Raw genomic sequence first — 14,751 nt, forward strand, 5'->3', positions numbered from 1 at the left:
ATGGCCGATAACACCCTTCAATCATCCACCTCCGGGAGCTGGCTGGAACGCCGTTTTGCACTCTATTCGCGCGGCAGTTCACTACGAACCGAATGTCTGGCGGGCGTCACCGGTTTTCTCGCCGCCGCCTATCTGTTAGTTGTCATTCCAGGCCTGCTGGCCGTGGGCGGCATGGATAAAGGCGCGGCCACCACCGGCACCATTCTGGTGTTTGTCGGCGGTACGCTGCTGATGGCGTTCTACGCCAACCTGCCGTTTATCGTCGGCCCGGGTATCGGCGGTTCGGTGCTGGTCGGCGTGACGCTTGCCGGAAGCGAAAATATTGGCTGGCCGATTGGGCTGGGCATCGCCTGCTGGTCGGGTATTCTGTTCTTCCTGCTGACCAAATTCGGTCTGCGCGAAGTGGTGACGCGTTCCGTTCCCCAGTCGATAAAGCTCGGACTAACGGCCTCCATTGGCCTGTTCGTGGCGGTACTCGGTTTTCGTAATGCCGGTCTGGTGCTGGCGAATGCCAAAACCAACTCGTTGATGTTAGGCGACTTCCTCGCACCGGGCGCGCTGGTGGCGCTCTGCGGGTTATTCCTCGCCATTGCGCTGCAGGCGCGCCGCATTCCAGGGGCGATTTTGTGGGCGATACTGTTCGCCACGCTGGTCGGTATTCCGGCGGGCGTGACCCGTCTGCCAAGCCACTTTATTGATACTCCGCATTCGCTAACGCCGGTGCTGGGGCAGATTGATATGCTGGGTGCCCTGAATATCGCCTTCCTGCCGTTCCTGTTCGTCTTCTTCGCCTCGGAGTTTTTCTCAACGATGGGCACCACCCTCGCGGTGGGCGGCGAAGCGGGTCTGCTGGATGAAGAAGGCAATATGCCGCACATTAACCGTCCGTTTATGGTCGACTCGATTGCGGCTGCTATCGGCCCATGGCTGGGTATCCCGGCGGCCACCGCGCTGATTGAATCCTCTGCGGCGGCGGAAGCGGGCGGCAAAACCGGCCTGACGGCGCTGGCAGCAGCGGTGATGTTCCTGCTGATGCTACTGTTCACCCCGGTCGCGCTGATGATCCCCAAAGAAGCCACGGCGCCGGCGTTGATTCTGATTGGCCTGAATATGTTCAGCGGGCTGCGTAAGGTTGATTTAGCCAACTTCACCGACGGTTTGCCGGTTCTGATGATGGTGATGATTACCCTGATTGCCAACAGCTTTGGTACCGGGATTGCCGGCGGCCTGCTGTTCTATATCGTGATTAAAACCATTGCCGGGAAGTGGCGCGAAATCCCCATTGGCCTGTGGATCCTTGCGATTCCGCTGGTCTATTACTTCGCCACGCTGGTAAGACACTAGCCGAACCCGCTTACGGGCTGGCTAGCTGATTGACCATGAATAAGCTGTCTCACGTCTCTCTGGCGGGTAAACCGTCCAGCGTGGTGTGAGGCAGTTTTTTTTCGCCCTGATCCTGCAAATAACTGTTTTATGTTCAAGGCGAGATTGTAATGATTTTAAAATTCTGGATGTTTTCGCCTATCAGCAGATAATATATTTTCAGGCTGTAATTAATGATAGGAAATACCATGTCAGAACGTTCGGAAGTTAAACTAAGACCCCTTGAGCGCGAAGACTTACGCTTTGTACATCAACTTGATAATAATGCCAGCGTGATGCGCTATTGGTTTGAAGAGCCCTACGAAGCGTTTGTTGAGCTGAGCGACCTTTATGATAAGCACATCCACGATCAGAGCGAGCGCCGTTTTGTTGTGACCTTTAATGGCAACAATGCGGGGCTGGTAGAACTGGTTGAAATAAACCATATCCATCGCCGCGCCGAGTTTCAGATTATCATCTCGCCGGAATTTCAGGGTAAAGGCCTGGCAAGCCGCGCCGCGAAGATGGCCATGGATTACGGTTTTACCGTTCTGAATCTCTATAAGCTGTATCTTATCGTTGATAAGGAGAACGCCAAGGCGGTTCATATTTATCGTAAGCTTGGCTTTATTCAGGAAGGGGAATTAATCCATGAGTTTTTCGTTAACGGCGAATACCGTAACACGATAAGAATGTGTATTTTCCAGCAGCAATATCTGGAGCATAACAAAACGACGGGCGGGATATTGAAACCGACGGCGCAATAATTTCGGCTCCGGCGTATTCGCTTCGATGCCTGAAGAGATATTGCCCTGCCGGTTGGCTCTGGCCGGGCAATATGACGCCGGTGTTATTCGCTCACGCAGCGTGCCTTCACCTCTTCATACAACAGGCGCACCGCGGCTGAAAGCTGCTTACGGTGCGGGCAAATCATATTCAGCGGCACCTTATCGCCTTTATAATCTGGCAACAGCACCTGTAGCCGCCCTTCCCGCAGATCGTCGCTGACATCAAGCGCCGACTTAAAGGCAATCCCTTCTCCGGCAATCGCCAATCGACGAATAACCTCTGCGTCATCGCTGGTAATACTGCCAGACACCTGCACCTGATGTTCCACACCGTCCCGGCTTAGCGACCAGCGGTCAAATACGCTGCCGCGCAGCACGTAGGTCAGCGCGTTGCATTTTTCGAGATCGACCAGCGTTTTTGGTTCGCCGTGGCGGGCTATCCACGCCGGAGAAGCCACCAGCACGCGGCGGTTTTCCGGGGCAACGGGCAGTGATACAAACGACGCGTCGTCGTTGTCACCGTAGCGAAATGCCACATCTACCGGGTCTTTAAAGACATCGGTGCGGTGATCGGAGAACAAAATACGCAGCCGCAGCGCCGGGTGGCGTTCGCGAAAACGGCGAAAAACATCGAGCAGCAAATTACGCCCGAGGTCCGACGGCACGGCAATTTGCAGGGTGCCGCGCACTTCATCATCCGGGGTATGGATTTGTTGCAGACCGTTTTGCAGCGTATCGAGCATTTGTACGGCAAACGGCAGCCAGGTCTCCCCTTCGACCGTCAGGCGCAGACTGCGGGTCGAGCGGGCAAACAGGCGAATATTCAGCGCCGTCTCCAACCGTTTAATCGCCGAGCTCACCTGCGCCGGGGGAATACTGGCCTCGCGGGCCGCTTCGCTAAAACTGCTAAGGGCGGCGGCGCGAACGAACAGGGATAAATCTTCCAGCCTGAACATGGGGGTTCCTCAAAGACGGGGCAGAATAATCCTCAAAATTGAGGCAACCGCCGTTTGCTTACATTTTTTAAGAAAGCAGCGCTTGCCATTGAGCCTGCGCATCAGGAATCATACGGGGCGATAATTTTATATCCAGGATAATAATGGGGATAGTATGCGTAAAACAAAAATGATGCTTCTGGGCGTACTGTTGGCAACGGCGAGCGCTGCCTGGGCAGCGCCAGCAACCGGAATTGCGAAATATGAGCTAAAGGAATTTATTGCCGATTTCACGCAATTCAAGATTGGTGATAACGCCCCGGCGATGTACCTGACGCCAGAGTACAATATCAAACAGTGGCAGCTGCGTAATCTGCCGGCACCGGATGCCGGTACACACTGGACGTACATGGGCGGCAACTATGTACTGATTGGTGATGCCGACGGTAAAATCAGCAAAATCTACGACGGTGAAATTTTCTACCATCGTTAACGAATAAAGGCCCGCAGGACTCAACGTCCTGCGGGCCTCTTCTTTATCAGCCGTTATACCGCGCGGAAGGCAATCTCGCTCGGAATGACTTCACCCTGCCAGTACAGCTGCGCCGCTACGCGACCCGCCAGCTGACGATAAATCTCGGTAAACTCGCTGTCCGGACGCGCCACCACCGTTGGAGTGCCGTTATCCAGATCTTCACGCAGATTGATGTGCAGCGGCATCTGACCCAGCAGCTGGGTGTGATATTTCTCCGCCAGCTTCTCCGCGCCACCGGTGCCAAAGATAGGCTCATGGTGACCGCAGTTGCTGCAGATGTGCATGCTCATGTTTTCCACAATACCCAGCACCGGCACTTCCACTTTCTCGAACATCACGATACCTTTTTTGGCATCGATCAGCGCAATATCCTGCGGCGTGGTCACGACCACCGCCCCTGTCACAGGGATGTTCTGCGCCAGCGTCAGCTGAATGTCACCGGTGCCTGGCGGCATGTCCAGCACGAGATAATCGAGATCCGGCCACAGCGTCTCTTGCAGCATCTGCATCAGCGCCTTGCTGGCCATTGGGCCACGCCAGACCATCGCATTATCGTCGGTCACCAGATAACCAATGGAGTTGGTGGCAACGCCGTGCGCCATAATCGGCGCCATGTGGGTACCATCCGGCGAGGTTGGACGCTGGTTTTCAGCGCCCAGCATATTCGGGATTGACGGGCCGTAGATATCGGCATCGAGGATGCCCACTTTGGCGCCTTCCGCAGCCAGCGCCAGCGCCAGGTTGACGGCGGTAGAGGATTTACCCACCCCACCTTTACCGGAGCTCACTGCGATAATGTTTTTAACGCCGTTGATGCCCGGCTGATTTTTCACGCGCTTCAGCGTGGCGATGCTGTGCGACAGTTTCCAGTCGATAGCTTTCGCCCCGGTCACTCGCAGTAGCTCTGCGCTGGTTTGCTCTTTTAATTCTTCAAAGGCGCTGTGCCAGACAAACGGCATCTGCAATTCGATGTGCACGGTGTCGTCAAGCCAGGCGACGTGGTGCAGCGCTTTTAGCGTGGTGAGATTGTGCTTCAGGGTTGGGTGCTGGAAATTCGCCAGCGTGCCGGCCACCATCGCACGTAAACGCTCAGGGGATTTGGCCTGGGATTGTGAGTTCATCCCGACTCCTTTGTTGTTTGATACTCTTAGGATTTCAAGTTGCAGGAAAGCAGCAAGCCAACGCACCGGCAAATTGAAAGACGATGAGTATATATGCTTTCAGTACACCTAAGTCTACCACAGCTAACAGGCATCCATATATGGCGCACCCACTACCCTTTTGGTAATATCAAAAGCCCTTTTTGCAACAGAAGAAGTAATACCCACTATGACTCAAGTCGCGAAGAAAATTCTGGTAACGTGCGCACTGCCGTACGCAAACGGCTCCATCCACCTCGGCCATATGCTGGAGCACATCCAGGCTGATGTCTGGGTCCGTTACCAGCGAATGCGCGGCCACCAGGTCAACTTCATCTGCGCGGATGACGCCCACGGCACCCCTATCATGCTGAAAGCACAGCAGTTAGGTGTTACGCCGGAGCAGATGATTGCCGAAATGAGTCAGGAGCATCAGACTGATTTTTCGGGCTTTAACATTAGCTATGACAACTACCACTCGACGCACAGCGACGAGAACCGCGAGCTGTCTGAGCTTATCTATGGCCGCCTGAAAGAAAACGGTTTTATCAAAAATCGTACAATTTCTCAGCTGTACGATCCGGAAAAAGGCATGTTCCTGCCGGACCGTTTCGTTAAAGGCACCTGCCCGAAATGTAAATCCCCGGATCAGTACGGCGATAACTGCGAAGTTTGCGGCGCAACTTACAGCCCAACCGAGCTAATCGAGCCAAAATCCGTGGTTTCCGGCGCGACGCCGGTGATGCGTGAGTCCGAGCACTTCTTCTTTGATCTGCCGTCCTTTAGCGAAATGCTGCAGGCGTGGACCCGCAGCGGTGCGCTGCAGGAGCAGGTGGCGAACAAAATGCAGGAGTGGTTTGAATCCGGCCTGCAGCAGTGGGACATCTCCCGCGATGCGCCATACTTCGGTTTCGAAATCCCGAATGCACCGGGCAAATATTTCTACGTCTGGCTGGATGCGCCAATCGGCTACATGGGTTCGTTCAAAAACCTGTGCGACAAGCGCGGCGATACCACCAGCTTTGATGAATACTGGAAGAAAGACTCCACCGCCGAGCTGTATCACTTTATCGGTAAAGATATCGTCTACTTCCACAGCCTGTTCTGGCCTGCGATGCTGGAAGGCAGCAACTTCCGTAAACCGACCAACCTGTTCGTGCACGGCTACGTGACGGTGAACGGGGCGAAGATGTCCAAGTCTCGCGGTACCTTCATTAAAGCCAGCACCTGGCTGAAGCACTTCGATTCCGACAGCCTGCGCTACTACTACACCGCTAAGCTCTCTTCCCGCATTGACGATATCGACCTGAACCTGGAAGATTTCGTCCAGCGCGTAAACGCTGATATCGTCAACAAAGTGGTGAACCTGGCGTCGCGTAACGCGGGCTTTATTGCCAAACGTTTTGACGGCGTGCTCTCTTCTGAGCTGGCCGATCCTGAGCTGTACAAAACCTTCACCGACGCGGCAGCAAGCATTGGCGAAGCGTGGGATAGCCGCGAATTTGGTAAAGCCATCCGTGAAATCATGGCGCTGGCCGACGTGGCAAACCGCTACGTTGATGAGCAGGCACCTTGGGTGGTAGCGAAACAGGAAGGCCGCGACGCCGACCTGCAGGCTATCTGCACCATGGGTCTGAACATGTTCCGCGTGCTGATGACCTGGCTGAAGCCGGTACTGCCGGAGCTGACGGCGCGTACCGAAGCATTCCTCAATACCGAGCTGAGCTGGGATGCTATCAACCAGCCGCTGGTTGGCCACAAAATCAACACTTTCAAAGCGCTGTATAACCGCATCGAGATGAAGCAGGTTGAAGCGCTGGTAGAAGCGTCGAAGGAAGAAGTGAAAGCGTTAAACAGCGCGCCGGTGACCGGCCCGCTGGCGGACGATCCGATTCAGGAAACCATCACTTTTGATGATTTCGCTAAAATCGATCTGCGCGTGGCGCTGATTGAAAACGCGGAATTCGTGGAAGGCTCCGACAAGCTGCTGCGCCTGACGCTGGATCTGGGCGGTGAGAAACGTAACGTCTTCTCCGGCATCCGTTCCGCTTACCCGGACCCGCAGCCGCTGATTGGCCGTCTGACCGTGATGGTGGCAAACCTGGCGCCACGTAAAATGCGCTTTGGCATCTCTGAAGGGATGGTGATGGCCGCAGGCCCTGGCGGTAAGGATATCTTCCTGTTAAGCCCTGACGACGGCGCACAGCCGGGTCAGCAGGTGAAATAAACCGCATAAACAAACGCTGCTTCGGCAGCGTTTTTTATTAGCCGAACGCAGGAATACCGCGCACCTTCATGTCTGATGGCGCTACGCTTATCAGACCTACACGCAATTATCCCCCTGCCCGTCCAGGCGAAGCGCCACCGGGAATACCGCGCACTTTCATGTCTGGCGCTGCGCTTATCAGACCTACTCTATTTTTACGGCTGTCGGCAGCGCTTTCCCTTTATGGATTCTGAAAACCAACGCCCGCCGAATAATCCGCCTTTTCCTCTCCAGCTTCATCATCAATACTGCCGCAGCCTGTTTTAAGGCGCCTATTTTTGAGATGAAAAGGAAGTCATATGCACGTCACGCAGAAATTATTCATATCTATCGTCGTCTGTGGTTTGCTGGCAAGCGTGGTCGGCTGCGACAAAAAAGAAGCTCCCCAGCCTCTCCCCACTACGCAAGAGCAGCAAAGGTCGTTCAGCCAAAAAATCGGCGAGTTAGAAATTGATATCACCTATTACTTTAAAGCCAACATCATTCTTCGCCAAACGACCGTTGATACGTTTCCCTACAGCATTCTGGCGGCAAATAATAAAGCGCAGGCCCAGGCCGTCATGGATAAAATTGCTGAAGGATACAAGACAGTTGCCGGATTGACACAGCGGGTGGAATACCCGGAAGACCGCGTACGGGAAAGCCTGACCATCGATCTGACCAGAGCCAATATTAACGAACTGTGTAGGCTGCCAAACATAACGCCGGGGATGATAGTCACCGACTGTTCAGCTCCCTATTTCACCCAGGCGAGTGTTGAAAACTTTATGCAGGAACAGGGATTTGAAGAGATTAAATAATCAGTCCCGGGCAAGCTCGATTGTTTGCCCGGAAGTGTAAGGTTACTTAGCCTTCGCCGCGTGCTCGCGAACGGCCAGACCACGCAGGAAGTAGCGCAGGAACTGATCGCCACATTCTCGGAAGTTTTTATGCTCAGGGGCGCGCATCATGGCGGTGATTTCCGGCATCGAAATGCGGAACTGCTGCTGGGTCATGATAGCCAGAATGTCGTCGGTTTTCAGCGCAAAAGCAATACGCAGCTTTTTCAGCATGATGTTGTTGTTGATACGGCGATCCACCGCCAGCGCAGGAGCTGACTCATCGCGACCGCGCTTTTCATAAATCAGGCCGTTCAGGAAGCACGACAGCAGAATATCCGGGCAGCGAACAAAGCCCTCTTCATCCTCTTTGCGCAGCCACGGAACCAGCTGTTCTGCCGTGACTTCAGCTTCACCCAGCGCGAAAATACGCACCAGATCGTTGTTGTTGATTTTCAGGATGTAGCGGACGCTGCGTAAAATATCGTTACTGACCATAGTGCCTTCGGTGGTAATGAAAAATGCGGTGGGTAAATTCATACTCTAAGCGATTCGAGTTGCAGCCAACGCCGCGGCAACTTGAAGCGCGACGAGTATACACGAATTACAGCCCCAACGCCTCCTTCAGGGTCTTTAAATAGCGGCGGCTCACCGGAACGGTCAGCCCATTTCTTAGCAGCAGCTCCGCCTGGCCGTTATCCTCAAGGCGAATCTCTTTCAGGTGCGCCATATTCACCAGATGCTGGCGATGGCAACGAATCAACGGCGTCCGGCTTTCCAGCGTGCGCAGCGTCAGTTCGGTAAAACCCTCTTTACCCTCGCCGCTGGTCACGTACACGCCGCTCAGGCGGCTGCTAACAAAGGCCACATCATCCATCTGTAGTAAATAGATGCGGCTATGCCCGGTACAGGGAATAAACTTCAGCGCCTGCTGGTTTTCCCCCAGCACTGACACATCTTGCACCGCCCGCTCCTGACGCAACCGCATCAGCGTTTTCTCTAAGCGTTTCTCTTCAATGGGCTTGAGCAGGTAGTCAAACGCGTGCTCTTCAAACGCCTTCACCGCGTACTCGTCGAACGCGGTCAGGAACACAATATAGGGGCGATGCTCCGGGTCGAGCATACCAACCATCTCCAGCCCGCTGATGCGCGGCATCTGGATGTCGAGAAACAGCACGTCCGGACGCAGCTTATGAACCGCACCAATGGCTTCCACCGCATTGGCGCACTCCCCGACAATGTCGATATCGTCCTGGGTTTGCAGCAACACGCGCAGGTTTTCCCGCGCCAGGGGTTCATCATCGACAATCAGCACTTTTATCATGCGTTCTCCTCCAGAGGTAACCGCAAGGTGACACGGGTGAAACGGTCAGCTTCGCAGGTAACGGCAATCCCACATTCATCGCCAAAGCGCATTTTCAGGCGCTTATCGACCAGGCTCATCCCCAAACCGCTGGCCTGGGCGTTGGGCTGATACAGCCCGGCGTTATCTTCAATATCCAGCACCAGATGCTGCCCCTGACGGCTGGCACGTAGGGTGATTTCCCCCACCTCAAGCAGCTGGGAAGTGCCGTGTTTAATGGCATTCTCAACAATTGGCTGGAGCGTAAAGGCCGGAAGCTGTTGCCCCGAAAGCGCATCGGGGATATCCATATGCACCACCAGGCGCGACTGAAAACGTGCCTTTTCGATTTGCAAATAGGCATTTACGTGTTCGATCTCATCGGCCAGGGTGACAATCTCCGACGGCCGTTTGAGGTTCTTACGAAAGAACGTCGACAGATACTGCACCAGTTGGCTGGCCTGTTCGCTATCACGGCGAATCACCGCTTTCAGGGTATTGAGAGCGTTAAACAGAAAATGGGGGTTCACCTGGGCATGCAGCAGCTTAATCTCCGACTGGGTCAGCAGCGCTTTCTGCCGCTCATACTGCCCGGCAAGAATTTGCGCCGACAGCAACTGGGCAATCCCTTCGCCCAGCGTACGGTTAATCGAACTAAACAGGCGATTTTTGGCTTCATACAGCTTAATAGTGCCGATAACCTTTTGGTTTTCCCCGCGCAGCGGGATAACCAGCGTCGAGCCCAGCTTACAGTTGGGATGAATTGAACAGCGATACGGCATTTCATTCCCGTCCGCGTACACCACCTCGCCGGTTTCAATGGTTTTTTGCGTATAGCGCGATGAGATAGGCTTGCCGGGAAGATGGTGGTCTTCACCAATGCCGGTAAAGGCGAGCAGCTTTTCCCGGTCAGTTATTGCCACCGCGCCGATATCCAGCTCCTGAATCAGTACCTGCGCCACCTTCATGCTGTTCTCTTCATTAAAGCCTTTACGCAAGATGCCCTCGGTTGAGGCCGCCACCTTCAGCGCCGTGGCCGAGAAAGCCGAAGTATATTTTTCAAACATCGCGCGCTTATCTAACAGGATGCGCATAAACAGCGCCGCGCCCACGGTATTAGTGACCATCATCGGCGCCGCGATACTCTGCACCAGATGCAGCGCGTCTTCGAACGGACGGGCAATCAGCAAAATTATCAGCATCTGCACCAGCTCGGCGACCAGGGTAATCGCCCCCGCCGTCCACGGGCTAAAGACTTTACCCGGGCGGCCACGGCGAATCAGAATGCTGTGCACCAGCCCGCCAAGCAGACCTTCCACCATGGTAGAGATCATGCAGCTCAGCGCGGTCATTCCGCCCATCGAATAGCGATGCAGACCGCCGGTGAAACCAACCAAACCGCCGACTACCGGGCCGCCCAGCAGCCCGCCCATCACCGCGCCAATGGCGCGGGTATTGGCGATTGAGTCTTCAATATGCAGGCCGAAATAGGTGCCGAGAATACAGAAAATCGAGAAGGTGACGTAGCACAGCAGCTTGTGCGGCAGGCGCACGGTGACCTGCATCAGGGGGATAAACAGCCGCGTTTTGCTCATCAGCCAGGCGATAACCAGGAAGACGCACATCTGCTGAAGCAGCAGCAACACCAGATTAAACTCGTACATACCCAATCACCACAAGAGAAATAAAACTGCGTAACATACACATAGTTGGCATAACTTTCTTTGAAACCTGGCAAAAAAAGTGCAAAAAATGCTACCGATCACATTTTATCCATTCGATGAAGAAATGGAATGGATAAAAAATCATCACAGCAGGCCATCGCCGCAAACCCGGTCTAAAGTTAAATGGGGGAACTTATGCCGGAGGAACGATGGCGCTTTACACGATTGGCGAAGTGGCACAGCTTTGTGATATCAATCCGGTCACGCTCCGCGCCTGGCAACGGCGGTACGCGCTACTCAAACCGCAGCGCACCGACGGCGGCCACCGGTTGTTTAACGATGCGGATATCGACCGCATCCGCGAAATCCAGCGCTGGATTGAAACCGGCGTGCAGGTCAGTAAAGTGAAAAACCTGCTCTGCGAGCAGCCGGACGGCTGGCGGGAGCAGCAGGAGATCGCACTGCGCGATCTGCGCAACGGCAATCTCAACCACCTGCGTCAGTGGGTGAAAGAACTGCGTCGCACCGACAGCGCGCGAACCCTCGTCGATAACCTTTTCACCCCACTACGCCTGCGTCTGCAAAGCGCGCAGCTACCGCTGCATACGCTGTTAGGTCTCCTCGATGGCGTGTTAATTAACGATATTGCACTGAGTCTTTCCGCGGCCCGCCGTAAGTCAGGGCCGCAGGCGCTGGTCGTCGGCTGGAACGTCACCGACCTGACCCGTTTATGGCTGGAAGGCTGGGTCGCCTGTGAACAGGGCTGGCGAGTAGACGTCCTCGCCCATTCTCTTAGCCATGTACAGCCGGAGCTATTTCCCGGCCAGACGCTGCTGGTGTGGTGCGGTGCCGCGCCGAATACCATGCAGTTGCATCAGCTCGCGCGCTGGCAAGAAGATGGTGCCGCCTTCGCGCTTCCCGCAAATTAATCGTTCATTAACAGCCCGGCTTCGCGGTATAATCTTTTGGTTAACAAAAGGAGTACACCATGAAGTCAGCTAAACTCGCAGCGATTGTGCTTTTCGCCTTTATGGCTATTAGCGGCATCGGTGGCGTTATGCTCGCCGGCTATTCATTTATTGTCCGCGGCGGTGTCGGCTGAGCCGTTGGCTTAGTCGCTCAAAAGCGCGGTCGACGATAATCGCCGCCAGCGCCACCAGGATTGCCCCCTGCACCACATAGGCCGTATTAAATCCGCTCAGGCCGATGATTATCGGCGTGCCCAGCGTATTTGCGCCCACCGTTGAGGCGATGGTTGCCGTCCCAATATTGACAATCACCGACGTACGCACCCCGGTCATGATAATCGGTGCCGCCAGCGGTAGCTCTACTTTCCACAGTCTTTGCCAGCCGGTCATCCCCATGCCTTCCGCCACGCTAATTGCCGCAGCGGGAACTGCCACCAGCCCGGCCAGCGTTCCCTGTAGTACCGGAAGAATCCCGTAAAGAATCAGCGCAATGATCGCCGGTTTTTCGCCAAACCCCATCACCGGCACCGCCATGGCTAATACTGCTACCGGTGGAAAAGTCTGCCCCATCGCCGCCAGCGTTTCGACCAGTGGACGAAATTCTCGCCCGGCAGGACGGGTGACAATGACTCCGGCACTTATACCAATGGCAATCGCGATAAGGCTTGAGATACCAACCAGTTCAGCATGTGCCAGGGTGAGTGCGAAAAAGCCCGCCTGTTGGTACAGCGGACGCGGCTGCTCGGGAAACAAGGCGTGAAACAGCGGCTCGCTGTGCGGCAGGCCTATCAGCAACGCGGCAAACAGCACCAGCAGCCATAACAGCGGATCACGAAGCACGCGCATCGCTTGGCTCCTCGCGCAACAAGTCGGCAAAATGCAGGGTGCCGAATACAATTCCGGCGCTATCCGCAACCGGCAGAATCGTCCGCCGCTGGGCCATAAATCCCGACAGCGCGTCACGCAGCGATAATGTAGCGACCAGCGGTTCGCCCTCGGCATGTTCACCGGGCCGGGCGTAATCGGCCACCTGACGCAGCGACAGCAAACGCACACCGAGTTCACTACGACCAAAGAAGTTACGGGCAAATTCACTGCCCGGTGCGCTGAGCATTTCCAGCGGTGTGCCCTGCTGCACCACTTCACCGCCGTCCATCAAAATCAGGTTGTCCGCCAGCCGCAGCGCTTCGTCGATATCATGAGTCACCAGCACAATAGTGCGTCCCAATAGCTGATGGATTCGACGCATTTCCTGCTGGAGCGCGCCGCGCGTTACCGGGTCCAGTGCGCCAAAAGGTTCGTCCATCAACAGCACTTCCGGGTCGCCCGCTAGCGCGCGCGCCACGCCGACACGCTGCTGCTGACCGCCGGAAAGCTGGTGCGGGTAACGTGCACGTAGCGAAGGCTCCAGCCCCAACATCGCCATCAGTTGATCTATACGCGCGTTAACCTTCGCCTGCGGCCACTTTAGCAGCTGCGGCACGGTGGCGATGTTCTGCGCCACCGTCCAATGAGGAAACAGGCCAATCGATTGAATGGCGTAACCCATGCGCCGACGCAGCGCCAACAGCGGCTGTTCGCGGATATCCTGACCGGCGAAGCGAATCATGCCGCTATCCGGTTCGACCAGGCGGTTGATCATTTTCAGCGTGGTGGACTTTCCGGAGCCGGAAGTGCCAATCAGCACCGAAAAAGCGCCCTCTTCCAGCCGCAGCGAGAGGTTTTTCACCGCCGGATGGGCGGCGAACGATTTATTCACCTGCATAAATTCAATCACCGGCTTCTCCTTTAATCAGGGTAATCACGAGGCTGAACAGCGCATCCGTCACCACCGCCAGTGCAATCACCGGGATCACGCCGAGCAGCACCAGATCGAGCGCGCTGCTCAGAAGCCCCTGGAATACCAGCGCACCAAACCCGCCCGCGCCAATCAGCGCGGCAACCACCGCCATACCGACCGTCTGTACCACCACCACCCGCAGGCTGCGCAGCAGTACCGGTAGCGCCAGCGGGAGTTGGACGCGGAAAAAGGTCTGGCTGCGGCTCATGCCCATGGCCGTCGCGCTCTCCAGCACCTGCGGCGAAACTTGCTGCATTCCGGCCACTACGCCGCGCACCAGCGGCAACAGTGCATAAAGCACCAGCGCAATCAGCGCCGGGGTCAGGCCGGTACCCGCCACACCAAGGTTTGCCAGCCACGGGAAATGCTGTACCAGCCCAGCAAGCGGTGCAATCAAGACGCCAAATAACGCCACCGACGGGATGGTCTGAATAACATTGAGTAGCGTAAACACGCCGGACTGGCGTCCCGGATGACGCCAGCACCACAGCCCCAGCGGAATACCCAGCGCTAATCCCGGCAGCAATGTGCCCCATAGCAGCGTCAGGTGCTGATGCAGCGCATCATCAAAAGTTTCCTGACGATTAGCGTACTCTTTTAACAACGACAGTCCGTCAAGCGCCCCGCTCCACAGCAGCCAGCACGGCAACAGCCACAGCTGGACGTTAAGCAGCCAGCGCCAGAGAGCGTGAGAGGTGAGACGGCGAATCGCGTCGCTACAGATAAGCAGCATCAGCAGCAGCGAGAGCCACAGCCCGCTGCCGGGCGAGGTGCGCGCCAGCGGGGTGCTGGTTTCCGCCAGCCGATGCGCCGCCTCGCCGCCAAGCCACAGCAGCAGGGTGAAGCCAGACTGTGCCAGTAGCAAGATAAGCAGACTTACGGCTCGACCGGGTAAATAGCAAAGTGCGATAAACAGCACGGGGATTGGCAGCAGCGCCAGCGGCGGGAAGGACCAAACCTGCCACAGCCACAGGCCATCGCCCGAGACCAGACGATTCGGGGCAAAATTGACGAACGGCAGCGCGGCGGCGGCCAGCAACATCAGCGCCAGCAACACCACCACGCGGTTATGGCAATAAGGCATGCGATTAACC

The 14,751-nt window shown here is 55.9% G+C and carries 15 protein-coding genes; 7 read left to right on the forward strand and 8 right to left on the reverse strand.

The genetic code is table 11. The annotated features are described in order from the left end of the window. Together ABOC97_RS08835 and speG are read left to right on the forward strand one after the other, a co-directional pair. Entirely contained in the window at positions 1-1,344 is a 1,344-nt protein-coding gene (locus ABOC97_RS08835) for an NCS2 family permease (protein ID WP_349596437.1), read from the forward strand. Between the two features lie 227 nt (positions 1,345-1,571). Further along, positions 1,572-2,129 carry a spermidine N1-acetyltransferase gene (gene speG, locus ABOC97_RS08840; RefSeq protein ID WP_234504059.1) on the forward strand — a complete coding sequence of 186 codons (558 nt, stop codon included), beginning with the start codon at positions 1,572-1,574 and terminating at the stop codon, positions 2,127-2,129. Between the two features lie 83 nt (positions 2,130-2,212). Here speG and ABOC97_RS08845 read toward each other — a convergent pair whose 3' ends face one another. Continuing rightward, positions 2,213-3,106 carry a LysR family transcriptional regulator gene (locus tag ABOC97_RS08845; protein ID WP_349596441.1) on the reverse strand — a complete coding sequence of 298 codons (894 nt, stop codon included), beginning with the start codon at positions 3,104-3,106 and terminating at the stop codon, positions 2,213-2,215. A 154-nt stretch (positions 3,107-3,260) separates the two neighbouring features. Here ABOC97_RS08845 and ABOC97_RS08850 point away from each other — a divergent pair, with 154 nt between their 5' ends. Beyond that, the gene (locus ABOC97_RS08850) at positions 3,261-3,578 is read left to right on the forward strand and encodes an RcnB family protein (RefSeq protein ID WP_234504065.1); all 318 of its coding nucleotides are present in this window, start codon (positions 3,261-3,263) and stop codon (positions 3,576-3,578) included. 53 nt (positions 3,579-3,631) lie between these two features. Here the strand turns inward: ABOC97_RS08850 and apbC are convergent, their stop codons facing one another. Continuing rightward, complete coding sequence (apbC, locus tag ABOC97_RS08855; protein ID WP_349596445.1) at positions 3,632-4,741, reverse strand: iron-sulfur cluster carrier protein ApbC; 1,110 nt, start codon at positions 4,739-4,741, stop codon at positions 3,632-3,634. Between the two features lie 208 nt (positions 4,742-4,949). Here apbC and metG point away from each other — a divergent pair, with 208 nt between their 5' ends. Together metG and ABOC97_RS08865 are read left to right on the forward strand one after the other, a co-directional pair. Then, the gene (metG, locus tag ABOC97_RS08860) at positions 4,950-6,986 is read left to right on the forward strand and encodes a methionine--tRNA ligase (protein WP_349596447.1); all 2,037 of its coding nucleotides are present in this window, start codon (positions 4,950-4,952) and stop codon (positions 6,984-6,986) included. A gap of 338 nt (positions 6,987-7,324) precedes the next feature. After that, positions 7,325-7,825 (forward strand): DUF1307 domain-containing protein, encoded by a 501-nt coding sequence (locus tag ABOC97_RS08865; RefSeq protein WP_349596450.1) that lies wholly within the window; start codon positions 7,325-7,327, stop codon positions 7,823-7,825. 42 nt (positions 7,826-7,867) lie between these two features. Here the strand turns inward: ABOC97_RS08865 and ABOC97_RS08870 are convergent, their stop codons facing one another. From ABOC97_RS08870 to ABOC97_RS08880, 3 genes are all read right to left on the reverse strand, one after another. Then, positions 7,868-8,341 carry a YehS family protein gene (locus ABOC97_RS08870; RefSeq protein ID WP_234504251.1) on the reverse strand — a complete coding sequence of 158 codons (474 nt, stop codon included), beginning with the start codon at positions 8,339-8,341 and terminating at the stop codon, positions 7,868-7,870. A 106-nt stretch (positions 8,342-8,447) separates the two neighbouring features. Next, positions 8,448-9,167, reverse strand: a complete 720-nt coding sequence (gene btsR, locus ABOC97_RS08875) for a two-component system response regulator BtsR (protein ID WP_234504073.1) — start codon at positions 9,165-9,167, stop codon at positions 8,448-8,450. Further along, positions 9,164-10,849, reverse strand: coding sequence for a sensor histidine kinase (locus ABOC97_RS08880; protein WP_349596454.1), 1,686 nt, complete (start codon positions 10,847-10,849; stop codon positions 9,164-9,166). Before ABOC97_RS08880 ends, btsR begins: the two co-directional genes overlap by 4 nt. 209 nt (positions 10,850-11,058) lie before the next feature. Here ABOC97_RS08880 and ABOC97_RS08885 point away from each other — a divergent pair, with 209 nt between their 5' ends. Next, the gene (locus ABOC97_RS08885) at positions 11,059-11,778 is read left to right on the forward strand and encodes a MerR family transcriptional regulator (RefSeq protein WP_349596457.1); all 720 of its coding nucleotides are present in this window, start codon (positions 11,059-11,061) and stop codon (positions 11,776-11,778) included. Between the two features lie 59 nt (positions 11,779-11,837). Continuing rightward, positions 11,838-11,951, forward strand: coding sequence for a protein YohO (locus tag ABOC97_RS08890; RefSeq protein WP_072129168.1), 114 nt, complete (start codon positions 11,838-11,840; stop codon positions 11,949-11,951). On the opposite strand, the gene ABOC97_RS08895 is transcribed toward ABOC97_RS08890, so the two are convergent. The 3 genes from ABOC97_RS08895 to ABOC97_RS08905 are packed head-to-tail and all read right to left on the reverse strand — an operon-like array spanning position 11,926 to position 14,741. Next, on the reverse strand, positions 11,926-12,663 hold the full coding sequence (locus ABOC97_RS08895) for an ABC transporter permease (RefSeq protein WP_349596461.1): 738 nt from the start codon (positions 12,661-12,663) through the stop codon (positions 11,926-11,928). The two genes, ABOC97_RS08890 and ABOC97_RS08895, sit on opposite strands and share 26 nt — an antisense overlap. Then, complete coding sequence (locus ABOC97_RS08900; protein WP_349596464.1) at positions 12,647-13,594, reverse strand: ABC transporter ATP-binding protein; 948 nt, start codon at positions 13,592-13,594, stop codon at positions 12,647-12,649. Before ABOC97_RS08900 ends, ABOC97_RS08895 begins: the two co-directional genes overlap by 17 nt. Continuing rightward, positions 13,587-14,741 (reverse strand): ABC transporter permease, encoded by a 1,155-nt coding sequence (locus ABOC97_RS08905; RefSeq protein WP_349596467.1) that lies wholly within the window; start codon positions 14,739-14,741, stop codon positions 13,587-13,589. The genes ABOC97_RS08900 and ABOC97_RS08905 overlap by 8 nt, the downstream gene beginning before the upstream one ends. Between the last annotated feature and the right edge of the window lie 10 nt (positions 14,742-14,751).

Source organism: Kluyvera huaxiensis, from assembly GCF_040149365.1.
Classification (GTDB): Bacteria; Pseudomonadota; Gammaproteobacteria; order Enterobacterales; family Enterobacteriaceae; genus Kluyvera; species Kluyvera intermedia_A.

What these genes read in the sequence shown, in the direction of transcription:
- ABOC97_RS08835 (WP_349596437.1), top strand. Translation starts at nt 1, where the DNA reads ATGGCCGATAACACCCTTCAATCATCCACCTCCGGGAGCTGGCTGGAA.
- speG (WP_234504059.1), top strand. Translation starts at nt 1,572, where the DNA reads ATGTCAGAACGTTCGGAAGTTAAACTAAGACCCCTTGAGCGCGAAGAC.
- ABOC97_RS08845 (WP_349596441.1), bottom strand. Translation starts at nt 3,106, where the DNA reads ATGTTCAGGCTGGAAGATTTATCCCTGTTCGTTCGCGCCGCCGCCCTT.
- ABOC97_RS08850 (WP_234504065.1), top strand. Translation starts at nt 3,261, where the DNA reads ATGCGTAAAACAAAAATGATGCTTCTGGGCGTACTGTTGGCAACGGCG.
- apbC (WP_349596445.1), bottom strand. Translation starts at nt 4,741, where the DNA reads ATGAACTCACAATCCCAGGCCAAATCCCCTGAGCGTTTACGTGCGATG.
- metG (WP_349596447.1), top strand. Translation starts at nt 4,950, where the DNA reads ATGACTCAAGTCGCGAAGAAAATTCTGGTAACGTGCGCACTGCCGTAC.
- ABOC97_RS08865 (WP_349596450.1), top strand. Translation starts at nt 7,325, where the DNA reads ATGCACGTCACGCAGAAATTATTCATATCTATCGTCGTCTGTGGTTTG.
- ABOC97_RS08870 (WP_234504251.1), bottom strand. Translation starts at nt 8,341, where the DNA reads ATGGTCAGTAACGATATTTTACGCAGCGTCCGCTACATCCTGAAAATC.
- btsR (WP_234504073.1), bottom strand. Translation starts at nt 9,167, where the DNA reads ATGATAAAAGTGCTGATTGTCGATGATGAACCCCTGGCGCGGGAAAAC.
- ABOC97_RS08880 (WP_349596454.1), bottom strand. Translation starts at nt 10,849, where the DNA reads ATGTACGAGTTTAATCTGGTGTTGCTGCTGCTTCAGCAGATGTGCGTC.
- ABOC97_RS08885 (WP_349596457.1), top strand. Translation starts at nt 11,059, where the DNA reads ATGGCGCTTTACACGATTGGCGAAGTGGCACAGCTTTGTGATATCAAT.
- ABOC97_RS08890 (WP_072129168.1), top strand. Translation starts at nt 11,838, where the DNA reads ATGAAGTCAGCTAAACTCGCAGCGATTGTGCTTTTCGCCTTTATGGCT.
- ABOC97_RS08895 (WP_349596461.1), bottom strand. Translation starts at nt 12,663, where the DNA reads ATGCGCGTGCTTCGTGATCCGCTGTTATGGCTGCTGGTGCTGTTTGCC.
- ABOC97_RS08905 (WP_349596467.1), bottom strand. Translation starts at nt 14,741, where the DNA reads ATGCCTTATTGCCATAACCGCGTGGTGGTGTTGCTGGCGCTGATGTTG.